The sequence below is a fragment of the Phenylobacterium sp. genome, from assembly GCF_036677185.1.
In the GTDB taxonomy this organism is placed as follows: Bacteria; Pseudomonadota; Alphaproteobacteria; order Caulobacterales; family Caulobacteraceae; genus Phenylobacterium.
Genome location: NZ_JAKFEN010000040.1, coordinates 67546 through 93108, shown reverse-complemented (window position 1 = coordinate 93108; position 25563 = coordinate 67546). Strand labels below are relative to the sequence as shown.

Genomic DNA, 25563 nt, shown 5'->3' with positions numbered 1-25563 from the left:
TCCGGCTCCATGGCTGGGTATTCATCGCCGCCTTCGTGGTGGCGCTCAGCACCATGACGGTGGGACTGTCCTCGGGCCGGTTCCGATCGCCTCAGGACCAGTACGCCGACGGCGTGGTCCGCGCCGGCGTCATCGCCACCATGTTCTGGGCCATCGCGGGTCTGCTGGCCGGGGTGGTGATCGCCGCCCAGCTCTCCTGGCCGACGGTCTTCTACTTCCCAGAGGCGGGTTGGCTGAATTTCGGGCGTCTCAGGCCCCTGCACACCTCGGCGGTGATCTTCGCCTTCGGTGGCAACGCCCTGATCGCAACCTCATTCTATGTCGTGCAGCGCACCTGCAGGGCGCGGCTGGCCGGCGGGGCCTGGCCCTGGTTCGTGTTCTGGGGCTACCAGCTGTTCATCGTGCTCGCGGCCACCGGCTACCTGGCCGGCATCACCCAGTCGCGCGAGTACGCCGAGCCCGAGTGGTATGTCGACCTGTGGCTGACCGTGGTCTGGGTCGCCTATCTGCTGGTCTTCCTGGGCACGCTCTGGAAGCGCAAGGAGCCGCACATCTATGTGGCCAACTGGTTCTACCTGGCCTTCATCGTCACCATCGCGATGCTGCACGTGGTCAACAACCTGGCCATGCCCATCGGGCTGCTGAGCAGCCACAGCGTTTCGCTGTTCGCCGGGGTGCAGGACGCCCTGATCCAGTGGTGGTACGGCCACAACGCGGTCGGCTTCTTCCTCACCGCCGGCTTCCTGGCGATGATGTACTACTTCGTGCCCAAGCGCGCGGAGCGGCCGGTCTATTCGTACCGCCTGTCCATCGTCCACTTCTGGTCGCTGATCTTCATCTACATCTGGGCGGGCCCGCACCACCTCCACTACACGGCCCTGCCGCAGTGGGCCCAGACGCTGGGCATGACCTTCTCGATCATGCTGTGGATGCCGTCCTGGGGCGGCATGATCAACGGCCTGATGACGCTCTCGGGCGCTTGGGACAAGCTGCGCACCGACCCGGTCCTGCGGATGATGGCGGTCTCCATCGCCTTCTACGGCATGTCGACCTTCGAAGGCCCGCTGATGTCGATCCGCGAGGTCAACGCGCTCAGCCACTACACCGACTGGACGATCGGGCACGTGCATTCCGGCGCGCTCGGCTGGGTCGGCTTCATCTCGTTCGGAGCGGTCTACTGCCTGGTCCCCTGGCTGTGGAAAAAGGACCGGCTCTACTCCAACGCCCTGGCCGAGTGGCACTTCTGGATCGCGACCCTGGGGATCGTCCTCTACATCTGCGCGATGTGGGTCTCCGGCATCATGGAGGGCCTGATGTGGCGCGAGTACACGCCCCAGGGCTTCCTCGCCAACTCGTTCGTCGAGACCGTCTCGGCCAAGCATATCGAGAACGTCATCCGCACCCTGGGAGGTCTCATGTACCTCTCCGGCGCGCTGATCATGTCTTACAACCTGTGGCGTACGATCCGCATGCCGAGCCAGGCGCCCGCCGCCCAGGCCGCCGGTCCCGCCCCCGCGCTTGTCGCGGCCGAGTAGGGGATCCCGACAATGTGGAAGCATCACACCAAGCTTGAGCGGAACTCGCTGCCGCTCGTCATCGCGATCCTGATCGTCGTCTCCATCGGCGGCATGGTCGAGATCGCGCCGCTCTTCTATCTGGAGAGCACGATCGAGAAGGTGGAAGGCGTACGCCCCTACACGCCACTCGAGCTCGAAGGCCGCGACATCTACGTCCGCGAGGGCTGCTACCTCTGCCACTCGCAGATGATCCGGCCCCTGCGCGACGAGGTGGAGCGCTACGGCCACTACAGCCTCGCCGCCGAGAGCATGTACGACCACCCCTTCCAGTGGGGCTCCAAGCGCACGGGGCCCGACCTGGCGCGGGTGGGCGGCAAGTACTCCGACGCCTGGCACCGAGACCACCTGATCGATCCGCGCTCGGTGGTGCCGGAATCGGTGATGCCGCCCTACGCCTTCCTGGCGGACAAGCCGCTCGATTATCGCGACATCCAGGCCAAGATCCGGGCCATGAACAAGGTCGGCGTCCCCTACACCCAGGAGATGATCGACAGCGCCAAGGAGGACCTGGAGACCCAGGCCGACCCCTTCGCCGGCTCGGCCAAGTTCCTGGCCCGCTACGGCGCCAAGGCCCAGCAGCGCGACTTCGACGGGAATCCCGACCAGGTCAGCGAGATGGACGCCCTGGTGGCCTACCTCCAGATGCTGGGCGCCCTGGTGGACTTCAAGACCTACCAGGCCGAGGCCCCGGAGAACCGGCGATGAGCGGCCTCACCTACGAAACCGTGGCGCGGTTCGCCCAGCAGGGTGGACTGATCTATTTCGGCGTCATCTTCGCCGGAGGGGTCCTCTACGCGCTGTGGCCCAAGAACCGCGAGGCGTTCCGGCGCCTGGCCCACCTTCCCCTGCAAGACCATGAGGATCCCGATGTCGAAGCGTGAGTCCGACGAGGTCACGGGCGTCGAGACCACGGGTCACGAGTGGGACGGCATTCGCGAACTGGACAATCCCCTGCCGCGCTGGTGGCTCTGGGTGTTCTACGCCTGCATCGCGGTGGCTGCGGTCTACTGGGTGCTGATGCCGGCCTGGCCGGGCCTGACCGGTTATTCCCGAGGGATTCTGGGACAGTCCGATCGCGAGGCGGTCGTCGGCGAACTCCAGGCCCTGACGGCGGTGCGGGGCGCCCAGGCGGCCCGCCTGCGCACCGCCTCGCTGGACGAGATCGAACGCGATCCCGAACTGCAAGCCTACGCCCAGGCGGTCGGCCAGTCGGTGTTCGGCGACAACTGCGCCACCTGTCATGGAACGGGCGGGGTCGGCGCCAAGGGCTACGCCAACCTGCGCGACGACGTCTGGCTCTGGGGCGGCGAACTCGCGGACATCCACCGGACCATCCAGGTCGGCGTCCGATCGGGCGGCCCCGATGCGCGGTTCTCCCAGATGCCGGCCTTCGGGCGCGACCAGATGCTGACCCCGGCTCAGGTGGACGACCTCACCGAGTTCGTGGTGGCGCTGTCGCATCGTCCGGCCGATGTCGCCGCCGTCCGGCGCGCCGCCCCGGTCTATGTGGCCCAGTGCGTCTCATGCCACGGGGTGAAGGGGCTGGGCGACCAGAAGCAGGGCGCTCCGAACCTGACCGACCAGGAGTGGCTCTATGGCTCCAGCCGTGAAGCCATCCACGACCAGATTTGGAACGGCCGGGGCGGCGTCATGCCGACCTGGAAGGACCGCTTCGATCCCGAAACCCTGAAGGCGCTCGCCGTCTACATCCACGCCAACGCCGGAGGGCGATAGTCCGGCGATGACCGTGGTGATCGACCGGTCGAGTCCTATCGCCGCCAAGACCTCGCCGGTTTCGGCGGCGGCCAGGGCGCGGGGTCCCGCCTATGTGACCGGGCTCTACAAGCCGCGCCAGCCCATCTATCCGAAACTGGTCCACGGGCGCTGGCGCGCCATCAAGTGGGCGCTGCTGATCGCGACGCTGACCATCTATTACGTCACGCCCTGGATCCGCTGGGAGCGGCCGGGAAGCCTGCCCGACCAGGCGGTGCTGGTCGATTTCGCGGGCCGGCGGTTCTACTTCTTCTGGATCCAGCTCTGGCCGCAGGAGGTCTATTTCCTGACCGGCCTGCTGGTGCTCGCCGCCCTGGCCCTGTTCCTCAGCAACGCGCTCTTCGGGCGGCTGTGGTGCGGCTATTCCTGTCCCCAGACGGTCTGGACCGACCTGTTCATTCACGTGGAACGATTGTTCGAGGGCGACCGCAACGCGCGCATGCGGCTGGACGCGGCGCCCTGGTCGCTGAACAAGGCCTGGCGGAAAATCGGCAAGCATGCGGTCTGGCTGGGGATCGCCTTCGGCACCGGCGGCGCCTGGATCTTCTACTTCCACGACGCGCCGACCCTGATCCGCAGTTTCTGGATCGGGCAGGGGCCGCTCACCGGTTACATCTTCTGCGCCCTGTTGACCTTCACGACCTACGTCTTCGCAGGGTTCATGCGCGAGCAGGTCTGCATCTACATGTGCCCCTGGCCGCGCATCCAGGGGGCGATGCTCGACGAGCATTCGCTGCAGGTCACCTATCGCTACGATCGGGGCGAACCGCGCGGCCCGCATAAGAAGGGCGCCGACTGGACGGGCCGGGGCGACTGCGTGGATTGCGCCCAGTGCGTGACCGCCTGTCCCATGGGGATCGACATCCGCAACGGGCCGCAGCTCGAGTGCATCAATTGCGGCCTCTGCATCGACGCCTGCGACGAGATCATGGTTCGCGTCGGGCGTCCCACCGGCCTGATCGCCTTCGACACCGATGCCGCGGTGGAGGCGCGCGCCGCCGGCCGGCCGGCCATCTACAAGCTGCTGCGTCCGCGGACCATATTCTATGGAGTCGCCCTGGCCGCCGTGTCGGGCGCCATGGCCTGGGGGTTCAGCGTCCGGACAACCCTCGACCTCCACGTGCTGCGCGACCGCAATCCGGTGTTCGTGCGCCTGCACGATGGAGCGGTGAGAAACGGCTACACGCTCAAGATCGTCAATCGTGGCTTCGAGGACGAGACCGTGATCGTCGGCTTCGACGGCCCCGCGGGCGCCAGGATCAAGACCCCGGCCGCCGCCTCGAACGGCGCCAGCCTGACCGTCGTGGCGCCGGCCAACGAGGTCCGGGCGCTGCGGGTGTTCGTCACCCTGCCGCCCGAGGCCCTCAGCGCGCCCAACCTCCCCGCGAGCTTTGTCGTGCGCACCTCAAAGGCCGAGGCGCGCGCCCAGACCACCTTCCTGTCGGGAGCCGCGAACACGCCATGAATCCAGCCCCTCCCGCCGCCGGCTTTCGGGTGACCGGCTGGCACGTCCTCATCGTCGTGGTCGCCTTTTTCGGCATCGTGATCGCCGTCGACGGCATCTTCGTGATCAAGGCCTATCGCACCTTCCCGGGCCAGGTCTCGGCGACGCCCTATGAAGACGGTCTGCGGCACAACCGCTCCGTCGCCCGGCTGAAAGCCCAGTCCGCGCTTGGCTGGCGCGCCTTGGCCGCGCCCGCCCAGGGTCAAGTCGAGGTCGAGATCGTCGACCAGACCGGCCGGCCGATCCGCGGCCTGGCTCTGTCGGGCGAGCTGCAGCGGCCAGCGACCGAGGCGGGACGCATCGTCCTCACCTTCACCGAGGTCTCACCGGGACGCTATGCGGCCGCGGCGACGCCCGCGCCGGGCGTCTGGGACCTTCGGTTCGCGGCCACCGGGGCGCAGCCCTTCGAAGCGGAGCGTCGCCTCACATGGCCCTGACGTCCGAGTTCACGCCGAGACAGGACTTCTCGGCCTTCCTGCGCCACAATCCGGGCGGCGGCGAACGCCTCGACCTGTTGGTCCGAGGCGCCCGCTGCGCCGGCTGCATCTCGAAGATCGAGGGTCAGGTTGGGGCGCTCGCCGGCGTGGGTTCCGCGCGCATGAACCTGACGACCGGCAAGCTCTCGGTCGGGTTCGCGGACGGCGGCGGCGACCCCGCGCTCGTGATCGAGACCCTGGATCGCCTGGGCTATCCCGCGACGCCCTTCGATCCGGCCAAGTCCGCCGCGGCGCACGACGCCGAGGGCCGTCGCCTGGCCATGGCGCTCGGCGTGGCCGCCTTCGGGGCCGGCAACGCCATGATGTTCTCCGTGCCGATCTGGGCGGGGCTGTTCGGCCAGGAACTGGGTCCGGCGATGCGGACCATGATGCAGTGGATGAGCGCGGCGGTCGGCGCGCCCTGCGCGGTCTATGCCGGCATGCCGTTCTTCACCTCGGCCTGGCGCTCGCTCAAGGCCGGCCGGGCCAATATGGACGTGCCGATCTCCATCGGCGTCCTGCTGACCCTCGCCATCAGCTTCGTCGAGACCGTGCTGGGCGGCGCCGACACCTATTTCGACGCGGCGGTTTCGCTGCTCTTCCTGCTGCTCATCGGCCGGTGGCTGGATCATCGCCTGCGCGCCCGGGCCCGCAGCGCGGCTGGCGACATCCTGGCGCTCCAGGCGCCGGCCGCCGCCGTCATCAGCCCCGACGGCCAGGAACATCGTCGACCGATCGGCGACATCGTGCCCGGCGATCTCCTTCTCGTCCGGCCGGGTGACCGCATTCCGGTGGATGGTCGGATCGAGGCGGGCCAATCGTCCCTCGACAACGCCCTGCTCACCGGTGAGACGGCGCCGGTCCTGGCCCGCGTCGGCGACAGGTGCCGGGCCGGGGCTCTCAACCTCACGGGAACCTTGCGCCTGCTGGCCACGGCCACCTCCGAGGACTCCGCCATCGCCGACATCGCGCGGCTGGTGGAGGCCGGCGCGCAGTCACGCTCCCGCTACGTCCAGCTCGCGGACAAGGCCGCGGCCCTCTATGTGCCGGTGGTCCACAGCGCCGCTGCGATGACCTTCGCCGGCGGCATGATTCTGGGAATGGGACCGCGCGAGGCGCTGCTGCGGGCCGTCGCCGTCCTGATCATCACCTGTCCCTGCGCGCTCGGCCTCGCGGTCCCCGCGGTGCAGGTCAGCGCCTCGGCGCGGCTCTTCCGCCGCGGCGTGCTGGTGAAGTCCGGGGCCGCCCTGGAGCGGCTGGCCGAGATCGACCATGTCATCCTCGACAAGACCGGCGTCCTGACAGAAGGGCGTCCATGCCTCGTCGATCCGGTCCCCGCGGCCGTGGCCATGGCCGCGCCCCTGGCGCGGGCCTCGGCCCATCCGTTGGCTCGCGCGCTCGCTCGGGAAGCTGGGCCCACGATCCTGGCCGACCAGGTGATCGAGACCCCGGGACAAGGCGTCGAGGGTTTCATCCGCGGTCGGCGAGCCCGCCTGGGCCGGGCCGCCTTCGTAGGCGTGACTGGCGCGGGGCCCAGCGAGACGGAACTGTGGCTGGCGATCGAGGGCGAGCCCAAGATCCGCTACGTCTTCCAGGATCAGCTCCGGGCGGACGCCGGCGCCACGGTCCGGGCCCTGCTGGCGCGAGGACTAAGCGTGGAGATCCTCTCCGGCGACGGCTTCGACCCGGTTCGACGCGTCGCCGAGGCCCTCGGGGTGACCGCCTGGCGCGCGGGTCTCACCCCGGCTGAGAAGGCGCAGATCGTGGCGCGGCGGACGGCCGAGGGCCGGCGCGTGCTGATGATCGGCGACGGGCTCAACGACACCGCCGCGCTCGCCAACGCCCATGCCGCCATGGCGCCGGGAACGGCTCTGGACGCCAGCCAGAACGCGGCGGACCTGGTGTTCTCGGGCGAGGGGCTCGCCGCGGTGGTCACGGCCATCGACACGGCGCGCACGGCGCGGCGGCGGGCGCTGCAGAACTTCGGCTTCGCGGCGGCCTACAACCTGATCGCCGCCCCAGCGGCCATGGCGGGCCTGGTCAACCCCTTCGTCGCGGCCCTGGCCATGTCGGGCTCTTCCCTCGCCGTGACGCTCAACGCCCTGCGCATGGGCGGCGGAGGCGGGCGGCGATGGACATCCTGATCTTCCTGGCGCCGGCCTCGGTCTTCCTGGCCCTGCTCGGCCTCGCAGCCTTCCGATGGACGCTGGCGAACGGCCAGTACGACGATCCGGCCGGGGACGCCGAACGCATCCTGGCCAAGGACCCCGAGGACGCGCCCCTGACCGGCGATTGACCGATGTCACGGCGCCGGAGGGCCAGGTCGCCAAGCTGGCGGCCTGATACAGGAGCCATCCGTGACCGCCGTCCAGTCGACCTATTCCCCCGCGCCCGCCCTGGCCGACCTGGTGGCCAAGTACGACGGACGCGCGCCGCGCTACACCAGCTACCCGACCGCGGTTCAGTTCACGCCCGCCGTCGACGCCGCCGTCTATCGGACCTGGCTGCGCGACCTGCCGACGGCCGATCCGGTCTCGATCTATGTCCACATCCCCTTCTGCTCGCGCCTGTGCTGGTACTGCGGCTGCAACACGCGCGCGGTGCGCCGCCACGGGCCGGTGGCCGATTATGTGGGCTATCTGATGGACGAGGCGGCCTTGCTGGAACAGGCGCTGCCCGGGAAGCTCGACGCCGGCGCGATCCATCTCGGCGGCGGGACGCCGAACATGCTGACGGTCGACGAACTGGCCGTGCTGTTCGGTGGGCTCGGGCGGATGTTTCGCCTTCTGCCGGGACTCGAAGTCGCCGCCGAGATCGATCCCCCGGGCCTGACCCGCGAATGGGTGCAGGCCGCGGCCGGTCACGGCCTGAACCGGGCCAGCCTCGGCGTGCAGAACCTGTCGCCGCGCGTGCAGGAGGCCGTGAATCGCCAGGGCAGCCCTGAAGAGGTGGCGCGTTGCATGGGCTGGCTGCGCGAGGCCGGCGTGGCCTCGATCAATCTCGACCTGATGTACGGCCTGCCGCATCAGACCGTGGCCAACACCCTCTCCACCCTCGATCAGGTGCTGCCTCTGCGCCCCGAGCGCCTGGCCCTGTTCGGCTACGCCCACGTGCCCTGGATGAAGACCCACCAACAACTCATCCACGAGGCGGCGCTGCCCGGTCCCGCTGAGCGGCTCGACCAGAGCGAAGCCGCCGCCGAGCGGCTCGCCGCCGAAGGCTATGTCCGGATCGGCCTCGACCACTTCGCCCTGCCGAGCGACGACCTGGCGCGGGCCCAGGCCGAAGGCCGCCTGCGGCGCAATTTCCAGGGCTACACCTCCGACGGGGCAGGGACCCTGCTGGGCCTCGGCGCCTCGGCGATCGGCAGCCTGCCTCAGGGTTTCGTTCAGAACGTCACTCCGGAGCTCGGTTGGCGCGAAATGGTCGCCAAGGGCCAACTGCCGGTCGCGCGCGGCGTGGCGGTGACCCGCGAGGATCGCTTCCGCGGCGAGATCATCGAGCGGTTGATGTGCGAACTCCAGGTCGACCTCTTCGACATCTGCGAGCGGCACAACCGGGAGCTGGGCGAACTGAGCCGTGAACTCGCGCGGCTGCGGGCCTTCGAGCGCGACGGGCTCGTCATCTGCGACGGCGGTCGCGTGCGCGTCACCGAGACCGGGCGGCTGGTGGTTCGCACGATCTGCGCGGTGTTCGACAGCTATTTCGCGGCGGCCGAGGGTCGCCATTCGAGGGCGCTCTAGTGGCCAAGAACATCCTGGTTCTCAACGGCCATCCCGATCCGCGCGGCGAACGTCTCTGCGCTGCGCTGGCCAACGCCTATGTCCGCGGGGCGAGCAGCGCGGGCCATCGGATCCGGCGCATTGATGTCGGGGCCCTGGACTTTCCTCTGGTGCGCACGAGGGACGAGTTCATGTCCGAGGCCGCGCACCCTGTCATCCGCGAGGCGCAGGATGCGCTCCGCTGGGCGGACCACCTGGTGATCCTTCACCCCCTGTGGCTGGGCGGGCCTCCAGCCCTCCTCAAAGGTTTCCTTGAACAGGTCTTCCGCTATGGGGTCGCCCTGAGCCCGCCCGGGGGGACGCCGACCGGCCTGCTCAAGGGCAAGTCGGCGCGTGTGGTGGTGACCATGGGCATGCCGACCATGATCTTCCGGGTGATCTTCGGAGCTCACGGTCTGAAAAGCCTGGAGAAGGGCGTCCTATGGATATCGGGCTTCAAGCCGATCCGGCACGACCTTATCGGCGGCGTGGAGACGGCCGAGCCCCGCGTACGGCGGCGCTGGCTCGCGGCGATGGAACGTCACGGCGCGGCGGGGACCTAACCTTTCAGCGCATCGTGGATGCCACCCACCAGAGCGTCGCCCAGCAACGGCTTCTCGATGAGGCGCGCGCCGGCCGCCCGAATCCTCTCGCGCACATGCAGGGACGGGGTGCTGGTGATGATCAGCGCCGGAATATCGACCTGCCGGTCCCGAAGCTGGACCAGCGCCTCCAGGCCGGTGATCCCAGGAAGATTGTAGTCGAGCACCATGCAGGCGGGCCCGGCCGGAAGGCTCCGCAACAGCAGGGCCTCGCCGCTCTCGCAGGTCTCGACGTCGAAGCCCTCGATCTCGAGATTGAACTTCAGGGCCGCGCGCAAGGCCGCGTCGTCATCGACCAGGAGGACTGTCGGTCTGGGATGAACGCGGTTCAACATGGTCGGTCGGCGGAAGGTGCGGTTGGGAGTTCAGATTACCCACGCCGCGCCGCGCCGCTTTGACGGGCCTCAAAGGCCGCCGGCCAGCAGGGCCATGCGCACCAGTTCCGAGAGGCTGCCGGCGGAGGTCTTGGTCATGACGTTGGCGCGATAGACCTCGACGGTGCGCGCGCTGATGCCGAGTTCGAAGGCGATGACCTTGTTTTGCTTGCCGGCGAGCACGCCCTTCAGCACCTCGGTCTCGCGTGGGGAGAGCGCGGCGAGCATGGCTTCGAACTTGCGGCGCTCCTCGCTCGCCTGCGTCGCCTGACCGCCGATCGCCAGCGCCGCCCGGATCGAACCGAGCAGGGCGTCGTCGTCGAAGGGTTTCTCCAGGAAGTCGACCACGCCCGCCTTCATGGCTTCGACGGCGAGCGGAACATCGCCGTGGCCGGTGATCACGATGATCGGATGGCTCGCGCCGCGGTCCTTCAGCCGGCGAACGAGCTCCAGGCCGTTCATGTCCGGCATGCGGATGTCGGTGACCACGCAGCCGGGAGCCGCGCCCGCCAGCTGGTCGAGGAAGGTGACGGCCGACTCATAGGTCCGGGAGGCGATCCCGGCTGTCGTAAGCAGGAAGGCCAGCGAATCGCGCACGGCCTCGTCGTCGTCGATCAGATGCACTACGGCTTCAGTCACCGTCGACAAGCTCCCCTTCGGTCACCGCGCGCAGCGTGAATCGGAACACCGACCCAGCGTCGGGACCAGGCTCGACCCAGATTCGTCCGCCATGCGCTTCGATGATTGTACGCGAAATCGACAGCCCAACCCCCATGCCCTGCGCCTTGGTGGTGAAGAACGGTTGGAAGAGCTGTTCGGCGACCTCGGGGCTGATGCCGGAACCGGAATCGGTGACCGCGATCTCGACCACACCCTCCTTGGCGAGGCGGGCGGAGACCGTGAGGTCCCGTCGTGGCGCGTCCTCCATGGCGTCGATGGCGTTGCGCATCAGGTTCAGCACGACCTGTTGGATCTGAACCTTGTCGGCCAGGACCAGTTCCACCTGCGGATGGATGAGGTACTGCAGCCGCACGCCGCGTTCCTTGGCCCCGATCATGGCCAGGGCGCCGGCTTCCTCGAGCAGCTTGGGCAGGCTCTCGATGCGTGGTTCCGCCTCGCCCTTGGAGACGAAATCCCTGAGGCGCCGGATGATGTGGCCGGCCCGCAGCGCCTGGTCGCCGGCGCTGGCCAGCGCGTCGCGGATCATGCCGCGATCGGGATCTTCCGCCTCCAGAAGACGCACCGAGCCCTTCACATAGTTGGCGATGGCCGACAGTGGTTGGTTCAGCTCGTGCGCCAGGGCCGAAGCCATCTCGCCCATGGCGGTGAGGCGCGAGACATGGACGAGCTCCGACTGCACGTCCTGCAGCCGCCGTTCCGTCGCCTGTCGTTCGCTGAGATCACGGATAAATCCGGTGAAGAACCGGGGCGTCGTGGCCATCTCGCCCACGGAAAGCTCCATGGGAAAGGTCGATCCGTCGCGCCGCTCGCCCACCACCACGCGGCCGATACCGATGATCCGCCGCTCGCCGGTCGTGAGATACCGGGTGATGTAGCTATCGTGGCCCTCGCGGTAGGGCGAGGGCATCAGCATGGAGACATTGCGCCCGATCGCCTCGTCCGGGGTCCAGCCGAACAGCCGCTCGGCCGCGGCGCTGAAGGACTGCATGATCCCGTGGTCGTCGATGACCACCATGGCGTCGGGCACCGTGGCGAGGATCGAGCGCAGGTGCGCCTCGCGGTCCTCGAGATGGGCCAGGGCCTCGGCGTTCTCGCGCCGGCCGCGATGGTACCGCCAACCGCCAAAACCGATCGCCGCCCCGATCACCAGAAACAGACCGGCGTTGGTGGAACTGGCGGCGTTCCCCAGGATGTCAGCCCAGCGAAGGATCAGCATTCCGCCAAGCCCCAACCCGGTCGCGGCCAGGGCCGGCCCGGCGCCGCCCAGCGCGGCGCTGACGATCACGGCCGGTACAAAAATCAGGAAGACGACCTGGTCCCCGAAAATCGGCCCCAGGGCCTGGTGCAGGGCCAAGGACGCGATGCTCGTGCCGCCCGCCAGGGCATATCCCGCCCACCGCGGCGCGCGGCGCTGGGCGGCGGGGTTTGCGGCTCTGGCGGAATCCTTCATGGCCTCAACTGGTAGGCGCCAAGACCGGTCGCGGCAAGGCGGTTCGCCGAGCGCTGACGTTCAGCCGCCGTACTTGGCGGTCCGACGCCGGCGCCCAGATTCTCGGGTTCGGGGTGGAAGGACATCTCAGGCTCAGACTTCGGTCACGGTCGGGGCGCCACGAGGGTGAGAACGGAGCGCAGGAGGGCGTCGGACAGCAGCGGCTTTTCGACGATCTCGACGTCGGCCGCCTTGGCCTCGCGGCGCAAGGCGGCTGCGGGGTGGGTGGTGATCAGCAGCGCCGGGACCGTGACGTTCCCACGGCGAAGGACGGCCAGGAGTTCGAGGCCGCTCATCCCGGGGAGATTTTGGTCGAGCACCAGGCATCCGACGCCCGTTACGTCGGCCTTATCGAGCAGTTCCTCCGCGCTGGCGAAGGTCTCCACCGACAGGCCGTCAAGCTGGAGGGCGAACTGCAGGGCCGCGCGAAGCGCGGCGTCGTCATCGACCAGCAGCACCCTGGGCCGGTCGCCGCGGGCCGCCACTTGCGCCTGGGTCAAGCCGCGACCTTCCAGGCGGGATTCGGGGACTGATGGGTCGGGCTGGACGCGTTCATACTGTTCCTCAGCCTATTCGGCGAACCATGAAGGTCGCGGAGGTACATCGGCGAGGTGTTGGCCGAAACTCGGGAGCACCCCCTAAGGGGAATCCCGGAGGTCAGGCGTCCGCGTGAACCGGCGCCCGCGCAGCCAGCGTCTTCACCACCCGAACCCGGCTGAAATCGCCCTTGGCGGTGTGGCGTTCGAAGCCGAACACGGCGGCCATGGCCAGCATGCGGGCGTTTTCGAGAGCGACATCGCCCCAGATTTCCTGGAGTCCTCGCGCCTGCGCATGCTCCAGCAGGGCGCCGAGCAGCAGGCGGCCCAGACCATGGTCCTGGCGGTCGCTGCGCACCATGAGCGCGAACTCCGCCGTATCGCCTTCGGGATCGCCCACCAGGCGCGCGACACCGAGGATCGAGCCGTCGGGCGCTTCGGCCACCAGCGCCATCTCCCGGTCATAGTCGATCTGCGAGAGCCGCTCGGGCCAGCCGTGCGGCAGGGTGCGGAGACCGGCGCGGAAGCGCAGCCGGACATCCTCCGGCGCGCTCCTTTCCACCATGTGGGCCAGGCCCGGTCCGTCCTGGGGTCGCACAGGTCTCACGACGAGGAGCTCGCCGTCGGCGGTCAATTCGCGGCGAAGGTGCTCTGGATAGGGAAGGATCGCGGTCCGGACCGGTTGGGCGCCGATCGGCCGCAACGCCATGCGCGCGTCCAGGGCGAGCACGCCTTCGGCGTCGGCGAGCAGGGGGTTGATGTCGAGCTCGGCGATCTCCGGCAGGTCGACCGCCAGCCGCGATAGCCGCGCCAGCACGTCGGCGATGGCGTCCAGATTGGCCGGCGGGCGATCACGATAGCCCGCCAACAGGCGTGAAATCCGCGTGCGCGCGATCATGTCCTTGGCCAGCACCTCGTCGAGGGGCGGCAGGCCGATCACGCGGTCGGCGACCACCTCCACCGCGACCCCGCCCGCGCCGAAGACAATGACCGGCCCGAAGGCGGCGTCCTGGGCCACGCCGGCGAGCAGTTCGAGCGCGTGAGCGCCGCGCGCCATGGGCTCGACGACGAAGCCTTGGATGCGCGCCTCCGGTCGGGCCGCCGCGACGCGCGCCAGCATCGCCCGGGCCTCGGCCTCCGCCGCGGCGGGACCTTGCAGGTCAAGGGCGACGCCGCCCACATCGGACTTGTGGCTGATGTCGGACGACAGGATCTTCAGGGCCACGGGTCCGGCGAAAGTGGCCGCCGCGGCGGCCGCGGCGGCGGGGTCATCGGCTTGCAGGCTCTGCAGGACCGGCACGCCGTAGGCCTGCAGGATCGCCCGGGCCTCGGGGTCGGTGAGCGCGGTGCGGCCCTCGGCGCGGGCCCGGTCGATGACCGCGCGGGCCGCGGCGTGATCGCACGCCGGCCCAGCCGGCGCGGCGGGGGTGCGCAGCAGGGCCTGCTGGTTGCCGCGATGCTCCACCAGCTGCATGAAGGTGCGAACGGCCTCGTCGGGGGTCTCATGGGCTGGTACGCCGGCCGCGGAGAGACGCCGGCGACCTTCCGCCACGGCGGTCTGGCCCAACCAGGCGCTGAGCACCGGCCGATGCGAGCGGTCGGCGCGCAGGGTCTCGATCACCGCGTCGGCGGCCTGGGTGCTGTCGCCCACGGCGGTGGGGCAGTTCATCACAAGGATGGCGTCGGCGGCGGGTTCGGCCAGCAGGGCCTCGAGGGCGCGGCCATAGACGGGCGCTCGAGCGTCTCCGAGGATGTCCACCGGATTGGCGTGCGACCAGTTGGCCGGCGCGGCGGCGTTCAGCCGTTCGAGGGTGGCCGGCGACAGCTCGGCCAACCGGCCGCCCCGCGCTTCAAGGGCGTCGGCGGCCATGACGCCCGCGCCGCCGCCATTGGTCAGGATCGCCAGCCGATCCCCGGTGACCTTGAGGCCCGCGCCCAGGGCCGCGACCGCGTCGAAGAGTTCGCGCAGGTCGCCGACCCGCAGCATCCCCGCTCGCCGGAAGGCCGCGTCGTAGACCAGGTCAGACCCCGCCAGCGCGCCGGTATGCGAGAACGCCGCCTTGGCGCCCGAAGCGCTGCGCCCGGCCTTCACGACCACCACCGGCTTAGCGCGCGCGGCGATGCGCCCCGCGGTCATGAACTTCCGGGCGTCGGAGAGGCTCTCGACATAGAGCAGGATCGCCTTGGTCTCGGGATCGAGCGCCAGATAGTCGAGGAGATCGCCGACATCGACATCCGCGGCGTCGCCGATGCTCAGGATGTGGGAAAAGCCGATGCCGCGGCCGTGGGCCCAGTCGAGGGCCGCGGCGGCCACCGCGCCGGACTGGGAGATCAAGGCCAGTCCGCCGGCGGCCGGGGTCAGGTGGGCGAAGCTCGCATTGATCCCGACCATCGGCGAGATGAAGCCGAGGCAGTTGGGCCCCACGATCCTCAGGAGATGCGGCCGGGCGGCGTCCAGCATGGCCTGGCGGAGGCCCGTGTCGAAGCCTGCGCTGATCACCACCGCGGCGCGGCATCCTCGGGCGCCGAGCTCGGCGATCAGGCCGGGAACCGTGGCGGCCGGCGTGGCGATCACAGCCAGATCCGGCGTCAGCGGCAGATCGGTGACGGATCGGTAGGCGACGGCGGACCGGATCGCGGAGGCGTTCAGGGCGACTGGCAGCACCGGCCCGGCGAAGCCGCTTTCCAACAAGTTCCGCGATAGCACTTGGCCCACGGAGCCTGGCGAATTGCTGGCGCCGACCAGGGCGATGACCCCGGGATGGAACAGGGCGTCGAGGTTTCGAGTGGTCATGGCGCCGCCGGCTTAGGGACTGGGCTAGTGGCTCAGGAGCACGAACCCCTCCGGGGCGTGGATCAGACCGCGGCTCACGCCGCCCATCACCCACTCGCGCATCCGGCTGTGGCCGTAGCAGCCGGCCACGATCAGGTCGGCCGCCATCGCCTGGGCCTGGATGTTGAGCTCGACGCAGGCGCGTTCATCGGCTTCGACCTCGACCTTGGCGCTGGCCTCCACGCCATGGCGCTTGAGGTGGGCGACCACCTCGGAGGTATGGAAATTCGCGGCCTCAAGCCGATCCTCCGCGCAGACTTCCATGACCACGACCGCCTCGGCGCGCTTCAGGAACGGCATGGCGTCAGCGAGCGCGCGCCGCGCCTCGCGCGTGTCTTTCCACGCCACGAGGATGCGGTCCCCATGGAACGTCCGGTGAGTTGGGGGCGCCACGAGGACAGGGCGGCCGGCGCGGATGGCGAGTTCCGCCGTATCGGCCTGTCGCCAATAGTCGGCGCCCGTCAGGGGCGCGCCGCCCGCCACGATCAGGTCCGCGCCCCGCGCCGTATGGCATAGGGCCTCCGTGGGCGGCTGATAGAGCGTGCGCCAGTCGGTCCGCAGATTTCCGGCGTGCCGGCGAAAGGCCTGTTCGGCGGTCTTCAGATTGTCTTCCAGCTGCTGGCGCATCACGCCCTGCCATTCCATGGCGAGCATGCCGAAGGGGTCTGCGACGGCGGTCGATTGCAGGAGCTCGGCGCCGACCCCCATCAGCAGGGCGTCGAAGCGTTCGGCGACGGCGGCCGCGCAGGCCAGGCGCGGCGAGGCCGCGACCTCGGGTTCGGCATGGACGAGAATGCTCGTGAAGGTCACGGATGCCTCCCTGGAGGACCGGCCGCGGCGCGGTCGGCGTGGGTCGCGCCTCAGGCGCCGATCTTGATGTGGTCGTCGACGGCGGTGACGCCGGGTGCGGCCAATACGGCGGCCTTGGCGATGTCGCGCTGATAGGGCGCGCGGACGCTGCCCTCGAGGCGGACCTTGCCGTCCTGGACCAGGACCACGATCTTGCCGGCGTCCAGGTGGGCTTGCCGATCCAACGCTTCCTCGATCCGATGCTTCAGGTCCGGCGCGGCCCCCCGGGGCCTCACGGTCACGTGGTTGGTCAGCCGCACGACGCCGCGCAGGCCCAACAGGCATTCTTCGGCGGCCTTGCGCTGGTAGTCATAGTCCACCTCGCCGGCGAGGATGATGTGGCCGTCATCGACCCGCACCTGGACCGCGTTCTTGGGCACCGAAACGTTCCAATCGAGGGTCCGGAGCGCGCTGGCCGCGACCTCGTCATCAGGCGCGCCCATCCCATCGGGGGGACGAACCTCCAGATCCTGGGCCAGGCCGCGGAAGCCCTTCACGCGCTTCACGGCTCGTTCGGCGGCGATGCGTTGGACGTAGTTGGGGACATGTCCGCTCAGGGTGACGATGCCGTCCTTGACGGTGACACCCACCCGGCTGGCGTCGATGGCTGGATCCCACTCGAGCTCGTGCTCGACCCGTTCCTTGAGCTTGCGATCTTCCATGGCCTTCGCCCTTTTCGTCGGCCCGCAGCCTGCGGACAGTCCATGCTCATGCGCCCGGCGGCGGGCGACCTTGACGGCGGTCAACCCGCAGCCATCTCCTGCAGGGCCTGGGCGTCGCAAATCCGGAACAGCCGGCTGCCCTTGAATTCCACGACCTTGGCGGCCTGGAGCTGGGTGATCATCCGTGAGACGGTTTCGATGGTCAGGCCCAGATAGTCGGCCGTATCCTGCCGCCCCATGGCGAGCTCCACGTGGCCGCCCCGGCGGCGATTGGCCAGGCCGAGCAGGAAGCTCGCGACCCGCTCGCAGGCGGTCTTGCGCACCAGCAGGGTCAGGTGTTGGCGGGCGCTTTCCAGGTCGCGAACAGTCGCTTCCCAGACCAGCCGCTTGAGTTCGTCCTCTCCGCCCGCGCCGCGCAGGGCATGCCGGTTGGCCACGAGGATCGTGCAGTCGCTGAGCGCCTCTGCGGCCATGTCGTGCTCGCCGCCGGTCTCCAGGCCGAAAAGGTCGCCCGCATAGTAGAAGTCGCCGATCGGTCGGCGTCCGTCGGGCATGAACCGTGAGGTGCGCACGGTCCCGCTGATCACCCGATAGATCAGGTCGGCGTTCTCGCCCTGGCCGTAGATCTCCTCGTCCTTGGCGAAGGTCATCCGCACGCCGATGCGCGACATCAGGTCATCGGGACCGGCCTCGGCGGCGACGGGGGTAGCGCGGGTGTCGTCGAAGGATTGGATATAGGTCATGTCGAGCCTCCTGTTGACCTATGGCTAGGCCCGTGGCGGTCGGCTCGAAATTCGGGAACGCTCCCTAAGCAGCACCCCCTAGGTAGTCATACGGAGGCCGGGACCCCGACTTGCGGGAACGCCTGGGCGACTGCGGCCCGGACCTCGGCGAGCATGTCTTCGACCGACTCTTGGGTGATGTCGGGGACGACCCCGCCCAGATGCACGTGGTCGACGAACTGCAGGCCGCAGACCCCCGCCAGGTGCCGATCGAAGCCCGCGATCAGGTTGTTCAGGGCGCCCGTCTCGCGCACCCAGCTGTCGGGCGCGCCCGAGGAACTGAAGCTGATCAGCTTGCGGCCCGTGAGCAGGGGCTCGGACCCGCCGAACGTCGGGCGGTAGCCGAAGCCCGTGCTGAAAATCCTGTCGACATAGCCCTTGAGGATCGCGGGCGGCGCATTGAACCACCACGGATAGAACAGGGCGAACACATCGATATCGGCGAGCCTGGCGCGTTCAGCCGCCGCGTCCGGGCTGGTTTGGTAGCCTCGGCCGGTTGGGACCTCCTCGCGCTTCAGGCATGGGTCGAAGCCCATGGCGTAGAGGTCGCGCTCGACCGCCTCATGGCCCCGGGCGGTGATGGCGGCGTTGTAGGCGCGCGCCACGCTGTGGGTGAAGCTCTTGGGGTTGGGGTGGGCGATGATCAGCGCGTGTCTCATGGAGGGTCTCCTGCAATCGAGGGCGCGCCGATAGGAACCCAGACTCTCGCGCCTGGGTTTGATCGTCGTCACAGCGCGCCTGACAGGCGGTCTCCATCGTCGCCTCAAGGATGGAGGTTCCCATGATGGAAGACGTCACGACCTGGGTCGTCGCCGCCGACGGGCGCCAGGCGCGGGTGTTCGAGGAACGCGTGCGCGGCGGCCCGCTGCATCCCTTGCCGCAATACGCCATCGAGGCCGACAATCAGGACCGCCCGGCGGCGAACGCCCATCGGGCCACGGTGCATGACCGCGCGGGCTTCGGCCAGCACGGCGGCGGGGATAAGCCGCTGAACCAAATCCAGGAACGCCGGTTCCTCACGCGCGTCGCCCGCGCCCTGGACGCCGCGGCCGAGGCCGGGCTGTTTGAGCGTCTTGTGCTGCTGGCGCCGGCCCGCGCGCTGGGCGTGCTGCGCGCCGAGCTCGATCCCAAGACCGCGCGCCGCATCGAGGTCGACGCGCCGCGCGACAGGTCGAGCCTGGCCGAGGAAGTGTTGCGCGAAGCCCTGCAGGCGGCGCGGATCGCCCGCTGATGCGCGCCGAAGCCCCGCCAACGGCCAAGGGTCCGTCTCCCGCGCAGGCTGGCCTGCGGGTGCGCCCGCTGCCACTCGACACCGTTCGCGAGAATGTCGTGGTGCTGGCGCGCGGCTGCGCGGTCGTGCGGCCGGAGCGCCTCGCCGGGGTGCGAAAGGTCGAGATCGCGCTTGGAGGTCGCCGCCTGCTGGCCACCTGCATGATCTGCGACGATGTGGGTCTGGTCGGGCGCGACGAGGTCGGCCTGCCGCAACCGCTGCTTCGCCGGTTGGGGGCCGCGCCCGGCGCCCTGGTTCAGGTCACCCCGGCGCCGCCGTCGCGCACCTTGGGCGCGGTGGCCGCGAAGGTGGCGGGCGATGTGCTCACCGACGCGCAATACCGGGCCATCGCCCGGGACCTTGCCGACCATCGCTGGTCCGATATCGAGGTGGCCGCCTTCCTGATCAGCTGCGCCAGCTTCATGACCGCCGACGAGGTTCTCTCGCTGACGGAAGCCATGGTCGTGGCCGGTCGTCGGCTGGCGTGGAGCCGCCCGGTGGTCGTCGACAAGCATTGCATCGGTGGGATCCCGGGAAACCGCACCTCGCTGATCGTGGCGCCGATCGTGGCGGCGCACGGCCTGTGGATGCCCAAGACTTCCTCACGCGCCATCACCTCCCCGGCGGGCACGGCGGACACCATGGAGGTCCTGGCCCGGGTCGACCTGGACGAGCGCGAGATGCGCGACGTCGTGGAACGCTGCGGCGCCTGCATCGTCTGGGGCGGCCGGGTGAACCTATCGCCGGCCGACGACGTGCTGATCGCCGTGGAACGCCCGCTCTCCATCGACACCCCCGAACAGATGGTCGCCTCGATCCTTTCCAAGAAGCTCGCCGCCGGCGCGACGCACCTTGTCCTCGACGTGCCGGTCGGACCGACCGCCAAGATCCGCGACCGGCGTGCCGCCCTGCGCCTGAAGAAGCTCTTCGAGCACGTGGCCGGCCGCCTGGGTCTCGGGATCGAGGTGTTGCTGACCGATACGGTCCAACCGATCGGGTTCGGGGTCGGACCGGCCCTGGAGGCGCGCGATGTCCGCGCCGTCCTGGAGGGCAGGGCCGAGGCCCCGGCCGACCTGGCCGAAAAGGCCGTCATGCTGGCCGGGCGCGTGCTCGAGGCCGATCCGGCCCTGCAGGGCGGCCAGGGCGAACGCCGCGCGCGCGAGCTGCTCGCCTCGGGCGCGGCGGCCCGCAAGATGGACGAGATCATGGCCGCCCAGGGTCCGTCACCCAAGCCACCCGGGATCGGCGCCATGACCCACGTCGTCTGCGCCGGCCAGGCTGGCCGCATCCATGAGATCGACTGCCTGCGGATCGCCTCCATCGCCCGGCTGGCCGGCGCTCCCACCGACACCGGCGCGGGCGTGGACCTGCTGCGCAAGGCCGGGGCGAGCGTGTCGCGCGGCGAGCCGCTCTTCCGCATCCACGGCTCGGAGCGCTCCGACTTCACCTTCGCCTGCGAGGCCGCCTGCGAGGACGACGGCTACCGGATCATTCCATGAGCGCGGTGGTCCAGGCCTTCGCCGCCGTAGCGATGGCGCCCATCCTGGCGGCCGCGCTCACCCAGGAGATGTCCACATGAGCCTGAAACTCACCTTCCATGGCGCCGCCGGATGCGTGACCGGATTCTGCGCGCGTCTCGAGACCGGGCGTGCGACGCTGCTTGTCGACTGCGGCATGTTCCAGGGGTCGAAGACCCTCAAGGCGCTCAACTACGAGCCGTTTCCATTCGAGGCGTCAAAGATCGACGCCGTGCTGCTGACCCACGCCCATATCGACCACTCGGGCCTGCTGCCCAAGCTGATGAAGGCCGGCTTCGAGGGGCCGATCTTCGCCACGGCGGCGACCCGCGACCTGTGCGGCGTGATGTTGCCCGACGCCGGCAGCATCCAGGAAAGCGAGGTCCGCCAGCTCAACCGCCGCAACCAGCGGCGCGGCCGCGACCAGGTCGAGCCGATCTACACCGTGCGCGACGCCGTCCGGACCACCGAGCTCTTCGAGCGGGTGAAGCTGGGCGAGAGCGTCGCCGTCGCGCCCGGCGTGACCGCGACCTATTGGGAGGCGGGCCACATCCTGGGCGCGGCCTCCATCGAGGTGCGCGTCGAGACCGAGGAAGGTCCGGTCACCATCCTGTTCTCCGGCGATATCGGGCCGGGCGGCCGGGACTATTCGTCCGACCCGGAAGGGCCGGCTGGGGTCGACCATCTCGTGCTGGAGTCGACCTACGGCGACCGGCCCCGCCTGCTCGTCGATCCGGCCACCCGCCGCAAGATGCTGGCGCAGGAACTCAACGCCGCCCACGCCGCCGGCGGGCCGCTGCTGATCCCCGCCTTCGCCGTGGAGCGTTCGCAGGAGCTGCTGGCCGACATCCTGGCGATCATGGCCGATGGCCACGCGCCGGAGGCCGACATCTTCCTGGACTCCCCGCTCGCCATCGAAGCCACCGAGGTCTTCCGTCGCCGCGGCTGGAACCGAGCGACCGACGTCAATCCGTTCCAGGGCCTCTACGCCAACGACCGGCTGAAGTTCCTGCGCGAACCCTGGGAAAGCGACCGGCTCGAACGGCTCAAGGGCTGGCACATCATTCTGGCGGCCAGCGGCATGTGCGACGCCGGTCGGGTCCGCAAGCACTTGAAACGACTCCTGTGGCAGCGCCAGGCCACGGTGCTCTTGTCCGGCTACCAGGCCGTCGGCACGCTGGGCCGGATCCTCGAGGAGGGCGCCGAGCGGGTGCGCATCCAGGGCGAGGACGTCCGCGTGCTGGCGCGGATCCGGTCCCTGGACGTCTATTCGGGCCACGCCGACGCCGATGGTCTCGTCGCCTGGGCGAACGCTCGGGCGCCCGTGGGCGGCAGCGTATTCCTGGCCCACGGCGAGCCGCCGGCGCTCGAGGGCCTCAAGGACCGGCTCGCGGCGGCGGGCTTCGCCGAGGACCGGCTGGCGATCCCGTCCCTGGACGAGTGCTACGTCATCCTCAAGGGCCAGGCCATAGCCGACACCGAAGGCAAGCCGCGGCTCGCGGCCGCGGCCGTCTCGCGCCCCGACTGGCACAACCAGCGCGCCGCCTTCCTGCTCGATCTCGGCGAGCGTATCGAACTCGCCGGCTCGGACGAGGCCCGCAGCGCCCTGATCCGCCGCCTGCGCGCGGCCCTGGAGGTCCCCGTTGACAGTGGTCAAGGCGCCGCCGCGCCGGCTTCGGTCTCCTGAAGCCGCACAGCAGCAAGGAACCGCGCCATGAGCAAGTCCGTCGCCAAGAGGATCGCCAACGACCTCGATGACGCCCTCGACGACATCGGTCACGAACTGAAGAAGGCCGGGGAGGCCATCAGCGAAGAGGCGCGGGATGACTTCGCCCGGGTGTCCGCCAAGCTCCAGCGCGCGGCCCGCGATTTCACGGTGGAGGCCCGCCGGCAGTCCCGTGACCTGACCGGCCAGGCCGTGGATCAGGCCAGGCAGCACCCGGCGACCGCCGTCGTCATCGCCGCCGCCGCGATCGCTCTGATCGGTCTGGCGTTCTGGCGCGCCCAGCCGTCCGACTAAGGCCTTCCTGGACGCGCTCTTCGAGTCCGGCCGCGTGCTCGTGGCGGTCGGCCTCGTTGAGCTGACGCTCGAGGCCTGATGGCGCTAGTCGTGAATCGGGAAGGGGGCGAGCGGGCTGTCGGCCGTCGCGGGCGGCTCGGGCTCCGGGGGCTCCGGGGGGCAGGAGACTTCGGTCGCCGAGAAGCTCGGCAGGCGACCCGAGAACAGCTCGAAGACCGCCGACAAGGCGGCGCCGAAGAACGCCGCGACCTCGAAGACCGGCCGCATCTTGCGGCAGATCCGCACGTGCAGCCGACGGAGTTTGGACCGGATCGTCCTGCCGCGCCGGACTGGGGGCCGACCGACCGGGGTTCGCATCGCCAGCGGCGAGGTTTGGTTCACGGACATTGGGAATCTTCTCCTCGGCCATGTCCGCCATGGAACAGGTGGAGCAAGGGACACACCGCCAGGATCAGGTAGGGCAAGTAGCCCAGGGCGTGGCCGCGATGCTCGCGGAGCAGGTAGAACACCAGGATGAGCGCGGCCGAACCGGCGGCGAGGAGGGCGGGGCGTTTCCAGTCGTACTTGGCCATTTCCGAATTCCCGCCAGGCGACGGGCCGAGCGCGGCTCGACCTCTGTCGTTTGCGATCAGTATCGATCGAAGCGGCCCGGCAGGTGTGGCGGTCATCGAATGACCCTCGGCGGTGGCTGGCGAAAGCGTCAGCCTGATGAAACCTTATCGCGAGGCGCGTCGCCGGCTTTGACCGACATCAAGCGCCATGGCGCAGCCGCGATAAGCGCCGGACCCGGCCCCCGGACCCGGCGGCGGTTCCCGGCGCGGCCGAAGCCCGGTTGTCTGGTCGGGGTTCGGTGTCTTTCCGATGGCTCGCTTGGAACGGCTTGACGCATCGCAAGGCTCAAAGCGCGGAACGCGCCACATTGGGCGACCTCGCACCCAGGAGATCTGCCATGCGCGCTCTACTCATATCTGTCGCCAGCCTCGCGGCCTTCGCCGCCGGGCCGACCCTCGCCCAACAGGACCACGCGGGTCATCATCCGACGACTGCGGGAACGCCGCCCGCGGCCTCGACGCCGGCCGCCGACGCCGACACCATGCACGAAAAATGCAAGGCCGTGATGGCCTCCAAGATGGCGGCGACGCAGCCGCATGATCACGGCCGCGACAAGACCGGCGCTCCGACCTGGCCGCAAGGCAAGAAGCTCTCGCCGGAGGAGATGGAGAAACTCCACAAGCAGTGCGAGACGATGATGTCCAAGGACGCGGCGCCGGCCCCGAAGTAGGCGCTTCAACCACCGTGGGCGGCCCGGGCTTCGCCGGGCCGCAGGCGAAGCTTAGGGCAGGTGTGGCGCGGGGCTCGAACGGGCTTGCCGTCGCGGGCCCCGACCGTCAGCGCCGCGCCAGATCTGGTCGCGGATTTCCTCACGCGCGCCGCCGTTGACCCACACGTCGTCGGTCAGATCCGGCGTGCCGGTCATTGCGTCGCCTTCGCCAGCCAGGCCATGGCACGCGGCGCAGTTTCGTTCGTAGAGGGGGAGGGCGCGCAGCACCGCGGCGCTGTCCGTCGATCGCATGGAGAGCGCCAGGACATACTCGGTCAGATCCTCGATTTCCGAGGGGCCCAGCATCTCCTCGCGGCCGAAACCCGGCATCGTGACCGTCCGCGGCGACAGGCGGAGCGAAGTGGGGCTGACGGCCTGCGGTCGCGACGCCAGGCCCAGCGCCGCCGCCGCCGCCGCCAGGACAACAACCGCTGTGACAGCCCAGGCATGGGCGGGCTTGACCATGGAAGGCTCCTCGGAACGCAAGCACAGCATGGCTTTCCGAGCGACGAGCGGCCTTGACGCCGATCAAGGCGCCCTGCCGGCTCGGAGGTCCGATGGCGCTCGCAATTCCGGCGGGTCGCCTCGGCGCCCTGGTCCGCATCCTGAAGGGCGATCACGCCGTGACCGCCAGCCGTTGAGGACGATCAAAGCGGGGCCGTTGACCCCACGCCATCCTCGCGCGGCAAGGAGATGGTTCAATGACCTATCGTGACATTCTGGTTGAGGTGGACGCCGATCCGGCCGCCCAAGATCGCTGCAACCAGGCCGCGCGCCTGGCCCAGGCCTTCGGCGGCCACGTCACGGGGGTCTTCCTCGAGCCCGCCTTCGCCATGCCGAGCACCGCGGCGGGAGGGGCCTGGATTCCGCCGGCGCTGCTGACCGCCGCGCTCGAGGCCCACGGGGCGGCTGTCAAACGGGCGGAGCAACAGGCCCGGGCCTGGCTTGCCGCCGCCGCCCAGACCGCCCAGGTCGGCTGCGATTGGCTTCGGCTCAAGCAGGATTTGACCCGGCGCTTCATCGATTGCGCGCGTGGCGCGGACCTGGTCGTCGTCGGGCCAGGGCGGACGTCGCAACGCGATTTCCAGGTCTCGCCCACGGAGTTGGCGTTCGGCTGCGGGGGGCCGGTGCTGGTGCTGCCCGACGCGGCGGAGCCGGCCAGCGTCGGACGCCGCGTCCTGGTCGCCTGGAACGGCGGCCGCGAGGCCGCCCGCGCCCTGCGCGACGCCTGGCCGCTGATCTCGGGCGCCGACCGGGTGGCCGTGGCCATGGTGTCGCCGCGGCTCGACCGCACGGACGTCTCGGCCATGCAGCAACGCTTCGAGAGGCGCGGCTGCAAGGTCGAGGTCTTCGTGGAGACGTCGGAACAGGCCTCGGTCAGCGACACGCTGCGCGGCCAGGTGAACGGATGGAACGCCGATCTGCTGGTCATGGGACTCTATGGCCGCACGCGGCTGGCCGAGCGGATCCTCGGCGGCGTCAGCCGCGACTTCATGAACGATCCGCCGACCGCCCTCCTGGTCTCCCACTAGGCGT

The 25563-nt window shown here is 69.7% G+C and carries 29 protein-coding genes; 17 read left to right on the top strand and 12 right to left on the bottom strand.

Features of this window, described 5'->3' with window-relative positions:
- Positions 1–53 precede the first annotated feature (53 nt).
- From ccoN to V6M51_RS20865, 10 genes are all read left to right on the top strand, one after another.
- Positions 54–1535, top strand: a complete 1482-nt coding sequence (gene ccoN / locus V6M51_RS20910; RefSeq protein WP_332770318.1) for a cytochrome-c oxidase, cbb3-type subunit I — start codon at positions 54–56, stop codon at positions 1533–1535.
- Between the two features lie 12 nt (positions 1536–1547).
- Positions 1548–2282, top strand: a complete 735-nt coding sequence (gene ccoO / locus V6M51_RS20905; RefSeq protein ID WP_332770175.1) for a cytochrome-c oxidase, cbb3-type subunit II — start codon at positions 1548–1550, stop codon at positions 2280–2282.
- The gene (locus V6M51_RS20900) at positions 2279–2458 is read left to right on the top strand and encodes a cbb3-type cytochrome c oxidase subunit 3 (RefSeq protein WP_332770174.1); all 180 of its coding nucleotides are present in this window, start codon (positions 2279–2281) and stop codon (positions 2456–2458) included. The genes ccoO and V6M51_RS20900 overlap by 4 nt, the downstream gene beginning before the upstream one ends.
- Positions 2445–3311, top strand: coding sequence for a cytochrome-c oxidase, cbb3-type subunit III (gene ccoP, locus V6M51_RS20895; RefSeq protein WP_332770173.1), 867 nt, complete (start codon positions 2445–2447; stop codon positions 3309–3311). The genes V6M51_RS20900 and ccoP overlap by 14 nt, the downstream gene beginning before the upstream one ends.
- Before the next feature lie 7 nt (positions 3312–3318).
- Positions 3319–4815 carry a cytochrome c oxidase accessory protein CcoG gene (gene ccoG / locus V6M51_RS20890; protein WP_332770172.1) on the top strand — a complete coding sequence of 499 codons (1497 nt, stop codon included), beginning with the start codon at positions 3319–3321 and terminating at the stop codon, positions 4813–4815.
- Complete coding sequence (locus V6M51_RS20885) at positions 4812–5291, top strand: FixH family protein (RefSeq protein ID WP_332770171.1); 480 nt, start codon at positions 4812–4814, stop codon at positions 5289–5291. Before ccoG ends, V6M51_RS20885 begins: the two co-directional genes overlap by 4 nt.
- A complete protein-coding gene (locus tag V6M51_RS20880; protein ID WP_442957872.1) occupies positions 5288–7474 on the top strand; it encodes a heavy metal translocating P-type ATPase in 2187 nt (728 codons plus the stop codon). Before V6M51_RS20885 ends, V6M51_RS20880 begins: the two co-directional genes overlap by 4 nt.
- On the top strand, positions 7462–7626 hold the full coding sequence (gene ccoS / locus V6M51_RS20875) for a cbb3-type cytochrome oxidase assembly protein CcoS (protein ID WP_332770169.1): 165 nt from the start codon (positions 7462–7464) through the stop codon (positions 7624–7626). The genes V6M51_RS20880 and ccoS overlap by 13 nt, the downstream gene beginning before the upstream one ends.
- A gap of 61 nt (positions 7627–7687) precedes the next feature.
- On the top strand, positions 7688–9073 hold the full coding sequence (gene hemN / locus V6M51_RS20870; protein ID WP_332770168.1) for an oxygen-independent coproporphyrinogen III oxidase: 1386 nt from the start codon (positions 7688–7690) through the stop codon (positions 9071–9073).
- Entirely contained in the window at positions 9073–9654 is a 582-nt protein-coding gene (locus V6M51_RS20865; RefSeq protein WP_332770167.1) for an NAD(P)H-dependent oxidoreductase, read from the top strand. Before hemN ends, V6M51_RS20865 begins: the two co-directional genes overlap by 1 nt.
- Here the strand turns inward: V6M51_RS20865 and V6M51_RS20860 are convergent.
- From V6M51_RS20860 to V6M51_RS20820, 9 genes are all read right to left on the bottom strand, one after another.
- Entirely contained in the window at positions 9651–10028 is a 378-nt protein-coding gene (locus V6M51_RS20860) for a response regulator transcription factor (protein WP_332770166.1), read from the bottom strand. The two genes, V6M51_RS20865 and V6M51_RS20860, sit on opposite strands and share 4 nt — an antisense overlap.
- A 69-nt stretch (positions 10029–10097) precedes the next feature.
- Positions 10098–10706, bottom strand: coding sequence for a response regulator FixJ (gene fixJ / locus V6M51_RS20855; protein ID WP_332770165.1), 609 nt, complete (start codon positions 10704–10706; stop codon positions 10098–10100).
- Positions 10699–12198: a PAS domain S-box protein gene (locus tag V6M51_RS20850; RefSeq protein WP_332770164.1), complete on the bottom strand. Its 1500-nt coding sequence runs from the start codon at positions 12196–12198 to the stop codon at positions 10699–10701. Before V6M51_RS20850 ends, fixJ begins: the two co-directional genes overlap by 8 nt.
- Positions 12199–12341: 143 nt before the next feature.
- A complete protein-coding gene (locus V6M51_RS20845; protein WP_332770163.1) occupies positions 12342–12737 on the bottom strand; it encodes a response regulator transcription factor in 396 nt (131 codons plus the stop codon).
- A gap of 157 nt (positions 12738–12894) precedes the next feature.
- Positions 12895–15567, bottom strand: coding sequence for a bifunctional acetate--CoA ligase family protein/GNAT family N-acetyltransferase (locus V6M51_RS20840; protein ID WP_332770162.1), 2673 nt, complete (start codon positions 15565–15567; stop codon positions 12895–12897).
- 24 nt (positions 15568–15591) lie between these two features.
- Positions 15592–16416 carry a universal stress protein gene (locus tag V6M51_RS20835; protein ID WP_332770161.1) on the bottom strand — a complete coding sequence of 275 codons (825 nt, stop codon included), beginning with the start codon at positions 16414–16416 and terminating at the stop codon, positions 15592–15594.
- Between the two features lie 50 nt (positions 16417–16466).
- Complete coding sequence (locus V6M51_RS20830) at positions 16467–17117, bottom strand: BON domain-containing protein (RefSeq protein ID WP_332770160.1); 651 nt, start codon at positions 17115–17117, stop codon at positions 16467–16469.
- A gap of 80 nt (positions 17118–17197) precedes the next feature.
- A complete protein-coding gene (locus V6M51_RS20825) occupies positions 17198–17860 on the bottom strand; it encodes a helix-turn-helix domain-containing protein (RefSeq protein ID WP_332770159.1) in 663 nt (220 codons plus the stop codon).
- A gap of 86 nt (positions 17861–17946) precedes the next feature.
- The gene (locus V6M51_RS20820; RefSeq protein WP_332770158.1) at positions 17947–18558 is read right to left on the bottom strand and encodes an NAD(P)H-dependent oxidoreductase; all 612 of its coding nucleotides are present in this window, start codon (positions 18556–18558) and stop codon (positions 17947–17949) included.
- A gap of 122 nt (positions 18559–18680) precedes the next feature.
- On the opposite strand from V6M51_RS20820, the gene V6M51_RS20815 reads away from it, so the two are divergent.
- The 4 genes from V6M51_RS20815 to V6M51_RS20800 all read left to right on the top strand — a co-directional run bounded on the left by V6M51_RS20815 (position 18681) and on the right by V6M51_RS20800 (position 22706).
- Entirely contained in the window at positions 18681–19130 is a 450-nt protein-coding gene (locus V6M51_RS20815) for a host attachment protein (RefSeq protein ID WP_332770157.1), read from the top strand.
- Positions 19130–20668: a thymidine phosphorylase family protein gene (locus V6M51_RS20810; RefSeq protein WP_332770156.1), complete on the top strand. Its 1539-nt coding sequence runs from the start codon at positions 19130–19132 to the stop codon at positions 20666–20668. Before V6M51_RS20815 ends, V6M51_RS20810 begins: the two co-directional genes overlap by 1 nt.
- Before the next feature lie 76 nt (positions 20669–20744).
- Complete coding sequence (locus V6M51_RS20805; protein ID WP_332770155.1) at positions 20745–22373, top strand: MBL fold metallo-hydrolase; 1629 nt, start codon at positions 20745–20747, stop codon at positions 22371–22373.
- Between the two features lie 27 nt (positions 22374–22400).
- The gene (locus tag V6M51_RS20800) at positions 22401–22706 is read left to right on the top strand and encodes a hypothetical protein (protein WP_332770154.1); all 306 of its coding nucleotides are present in this window, start codon (positions 22401–22403) and stop codon (positions 22704–22706) included.
- Positions 22707–22790: 84 nt separating this feature from the next.
- Here the strand turns inward: V6M51_RS20800 and V6M51_RS20795 are convergent, their stop codons facing one another.
- Entirely contained in the window at positions 22791–23093 is a 303-nt protein-coding gene (locus tag V6M51_RS20795; RefSeq protein ID WP_332770153.1) for a hypothetical protein, read from the bottom strand.
- Positions 23084–23278, bottom strand: a complete 195-nt coding sequence (locus V6M51_RS20790; RefSeq protein ID WP_332770152.1) for a DUF2933 domain-containing protein — start codon at positions 23276–23278, stop codon at positions 23084–23086. The genes V6M51_RS20795 and V6M51_RS20790 overlap by 10 nt, the downstream gene beginning before the upstream one ends.
- A gap of 377 nt (positions 23279–23655) precedes the next feature.
- Between V6M51_RS20790 and V6M51_RS20785 the strand changes: the two genes are divergently transcribed.
- On the top strand, positions 23656–23988 hold the full coding sequence (locus tag V6M51_RS20785) for a hypothetical protein (RefSeq protein WP_332770151.1): 333 nt from the start codon (positions 23656–23658) through the stop codon (positions 23986–23988).
- 51 nt (positions 23989–24039) lie between these two features.
- On the opposite strand, the gene V6M51_RS20780 is transcribed toward V6M51_RS20785, so the two are convergent.
- Positions 24040–24492 (bottom strand): c-type cytochrome, encoded by a 453-nt coding sequence (locus V6M51_RS20780; protein ID WP_332770150.1) that lies wholly within the window; start codon positions 24490–24492, stop codon positions 24040–24042.
- Positions 24493–24545: 53 nt separating this feature from the next.
- Here V6M51_RS20780 and V6M51_RS20775 point away from each other — a divergent pair, with 53 nt between their 5' ends.
- Together V6M51_RS20775 and V6M51_RS20770 are read left to right on the top strand one after the other, a co-directional pair.
- Positions 24546–24668: a hypothetical protein gene (locus V6M51_RS20775; protein ID WP_332770149.1), complete on the top strand. Its 123-nt coding sequence runs from the start codon at positions 24546–24548 to the stop codon at positions 24666–24668.
- A 60-nt stretch (positions 24669–24728) separates the two neighbouring features.
- Positions 24729–25559 (top strand): universal stress protein, encoded by an 831-nt coding sequence (locus V6M51_RS20770; RefSeq protein WP_332770148.1) that lies wholly within the window; start codon positions 24729–24731, stop codon positions 25557–25559.
- Positions 25560–25563 lie beyond the last annotated feature (4 nt).

Bases quoted from the DNA above. Each gene is read 5' to 3' on its own strand.
- ccoN (WP_332770318.1), top strand. From the start codon at position 54: ATGACGGTGGGACTGTCCTCGGGCCGGTTCCGATCGCCTCAGGACCAG.
- ccoO (WP_332770175.1), top strand. From the start codon at position 1,548: ATGTGGAAGCATCACACCAAGCTTGAGCGGAACTCGCTGCCGCTCGTC.
- V6M51_RS20900 (WP_332770174.1), top strand. From the start codon at position 2,279: ATGAGCGGCCTCACCTACGAAACCGTGGCGCGGTTCGCCCAGCAGGGT.
- ccoP (WP_332770173.1), top strand. From the start codon at position 2,445: ATGTCGAAGCGTGAGTCCGACGAGGTCACGGGCGTCGAGACCACGGGT.
- ccoG (WP_332770172.1), top strand. From the start codon at position 3,319: ATGACCGTGGTGATCGACCGGTCGAGTCCTATCGCCGCCAAGACCTCG.
- V6M51_RS20885 (WP_332770171.1), top strand. From the start codon at position 4,812: ATGAATCCAGCCCCTCCCGCCGCCGGCTTTCGGGTGACCGGCTGGCAC.
- ccoS (WP_332770169.1), top strand. From the start codon at position 7,462: ATGGACATCCTGATCTTCCTGGCGCCGGCCTCGGTCTTCCTGGCCCTG.
- V6M51_RS20860 (WP_332770166.1), bottom strand. From the start codon at position 10,028: ATGTTGAACCGCGTTCATCCCAGACCGACAGTCCTCCTGGTCGATGAC.
- V6M51_RS20850 (WP_332770164.1), bottom strand. From the start codon at position 12,198: ATGAAGGATTCCGCCAGAGCCGCAAACCCCGCCGCCCAGCGCCGCGCG.
- V6M51_RS20840 (WP_332770162.1), bottom strand. From the start codon at position 15,567: ATGACCACTCGAAACCTCGACGCCCTGTTCCATCCCGGGGTCATCGCC.
- V6M51_RS20830 (WP_332770160.1), bottom strand. From the start codon at position 17,117: ATGGAAGATCGCAAGCTCAAGGAACGGGTCGAGCACGAGCTCGAGTGG.
- V6M51_RS20825 (WP_332770159.1), bottom strand. From the start codon at position 17,860: ATGACCTATATCCAATCCTTCGACGACACCCGCGCTACCCCCGTCGCC.
- V6M51_RS20820 (WP_332770158.1), bottom strand. From the start codon at position 18,558: ATGAGACACGCGCTGATCATCGCCCACCCCAACCCCAAGAGCTTCACC.
- V6M51_RS20815 (WP_332770157.1), top strand. From the start codon at position 18,681: ATGATGGAAGACGTCACGACCTGGGTCGTCGCCGCCGACGGGCGCCAG.
- V6M51_RS20810 (WP_332770156.1), top strand. From the start codon at position 19,130: ATGCGCGCCGAAGCCCCGCCAACGGCCAAGGGTCCGTCTCCCGCGCAG.
- V6M51_RS20805 (WP_332770155.1), top strand. From the start codon at position 20,745: ATGAGCCTGAAACTCACCTTCCATGGCGCCGCCGGATGCGTGACCGGA.
- V6M51_RS20800 (WP_332770154.1), top strand. From the start codon at position 22,401: ATGAGCAAGTCCGTCGCCAAGAGGATCGCCAACGACCTCGATGACGCC.
- V6M51_RS20795 (WP_332770153.1), bottom strand. From the start codon at position 23,093: ATGTCCGTGAACCAAACCTCGCCGCTGGCGATGCGAACCCCGGTCGGT.
- V6M51_RS20790 (WP_332770152.1), bottom strand. From the start codon at position 23,278: ATGGCCAAGTACGACTGGAAACGCCCCGCCCTCCTCGCCGCCGGTTCG.
- V6M51_RS20785 (WP_332770151.1), top strand. From the start codon at position 23,656: ATGCGCGCTCTACTCATATCTGTCGCCAGCCTCGCGGCCTTCGCCGCC.
- V6M51_RS20780 (WP_332770150.1), bottom strand. From the start codon at position 24,492: ATGGTCAAGCCCGCCCATGCCTGGGCTGTCACAGCGGTTGTTGTCCTG.
- V6M51_RS20770 (WP_332770148.1), top strand. From the start codon at position 24,729: ATGACCTATCGTGACATTCTGGTTGAGGTGGACGCCGATCCGGCCGCC.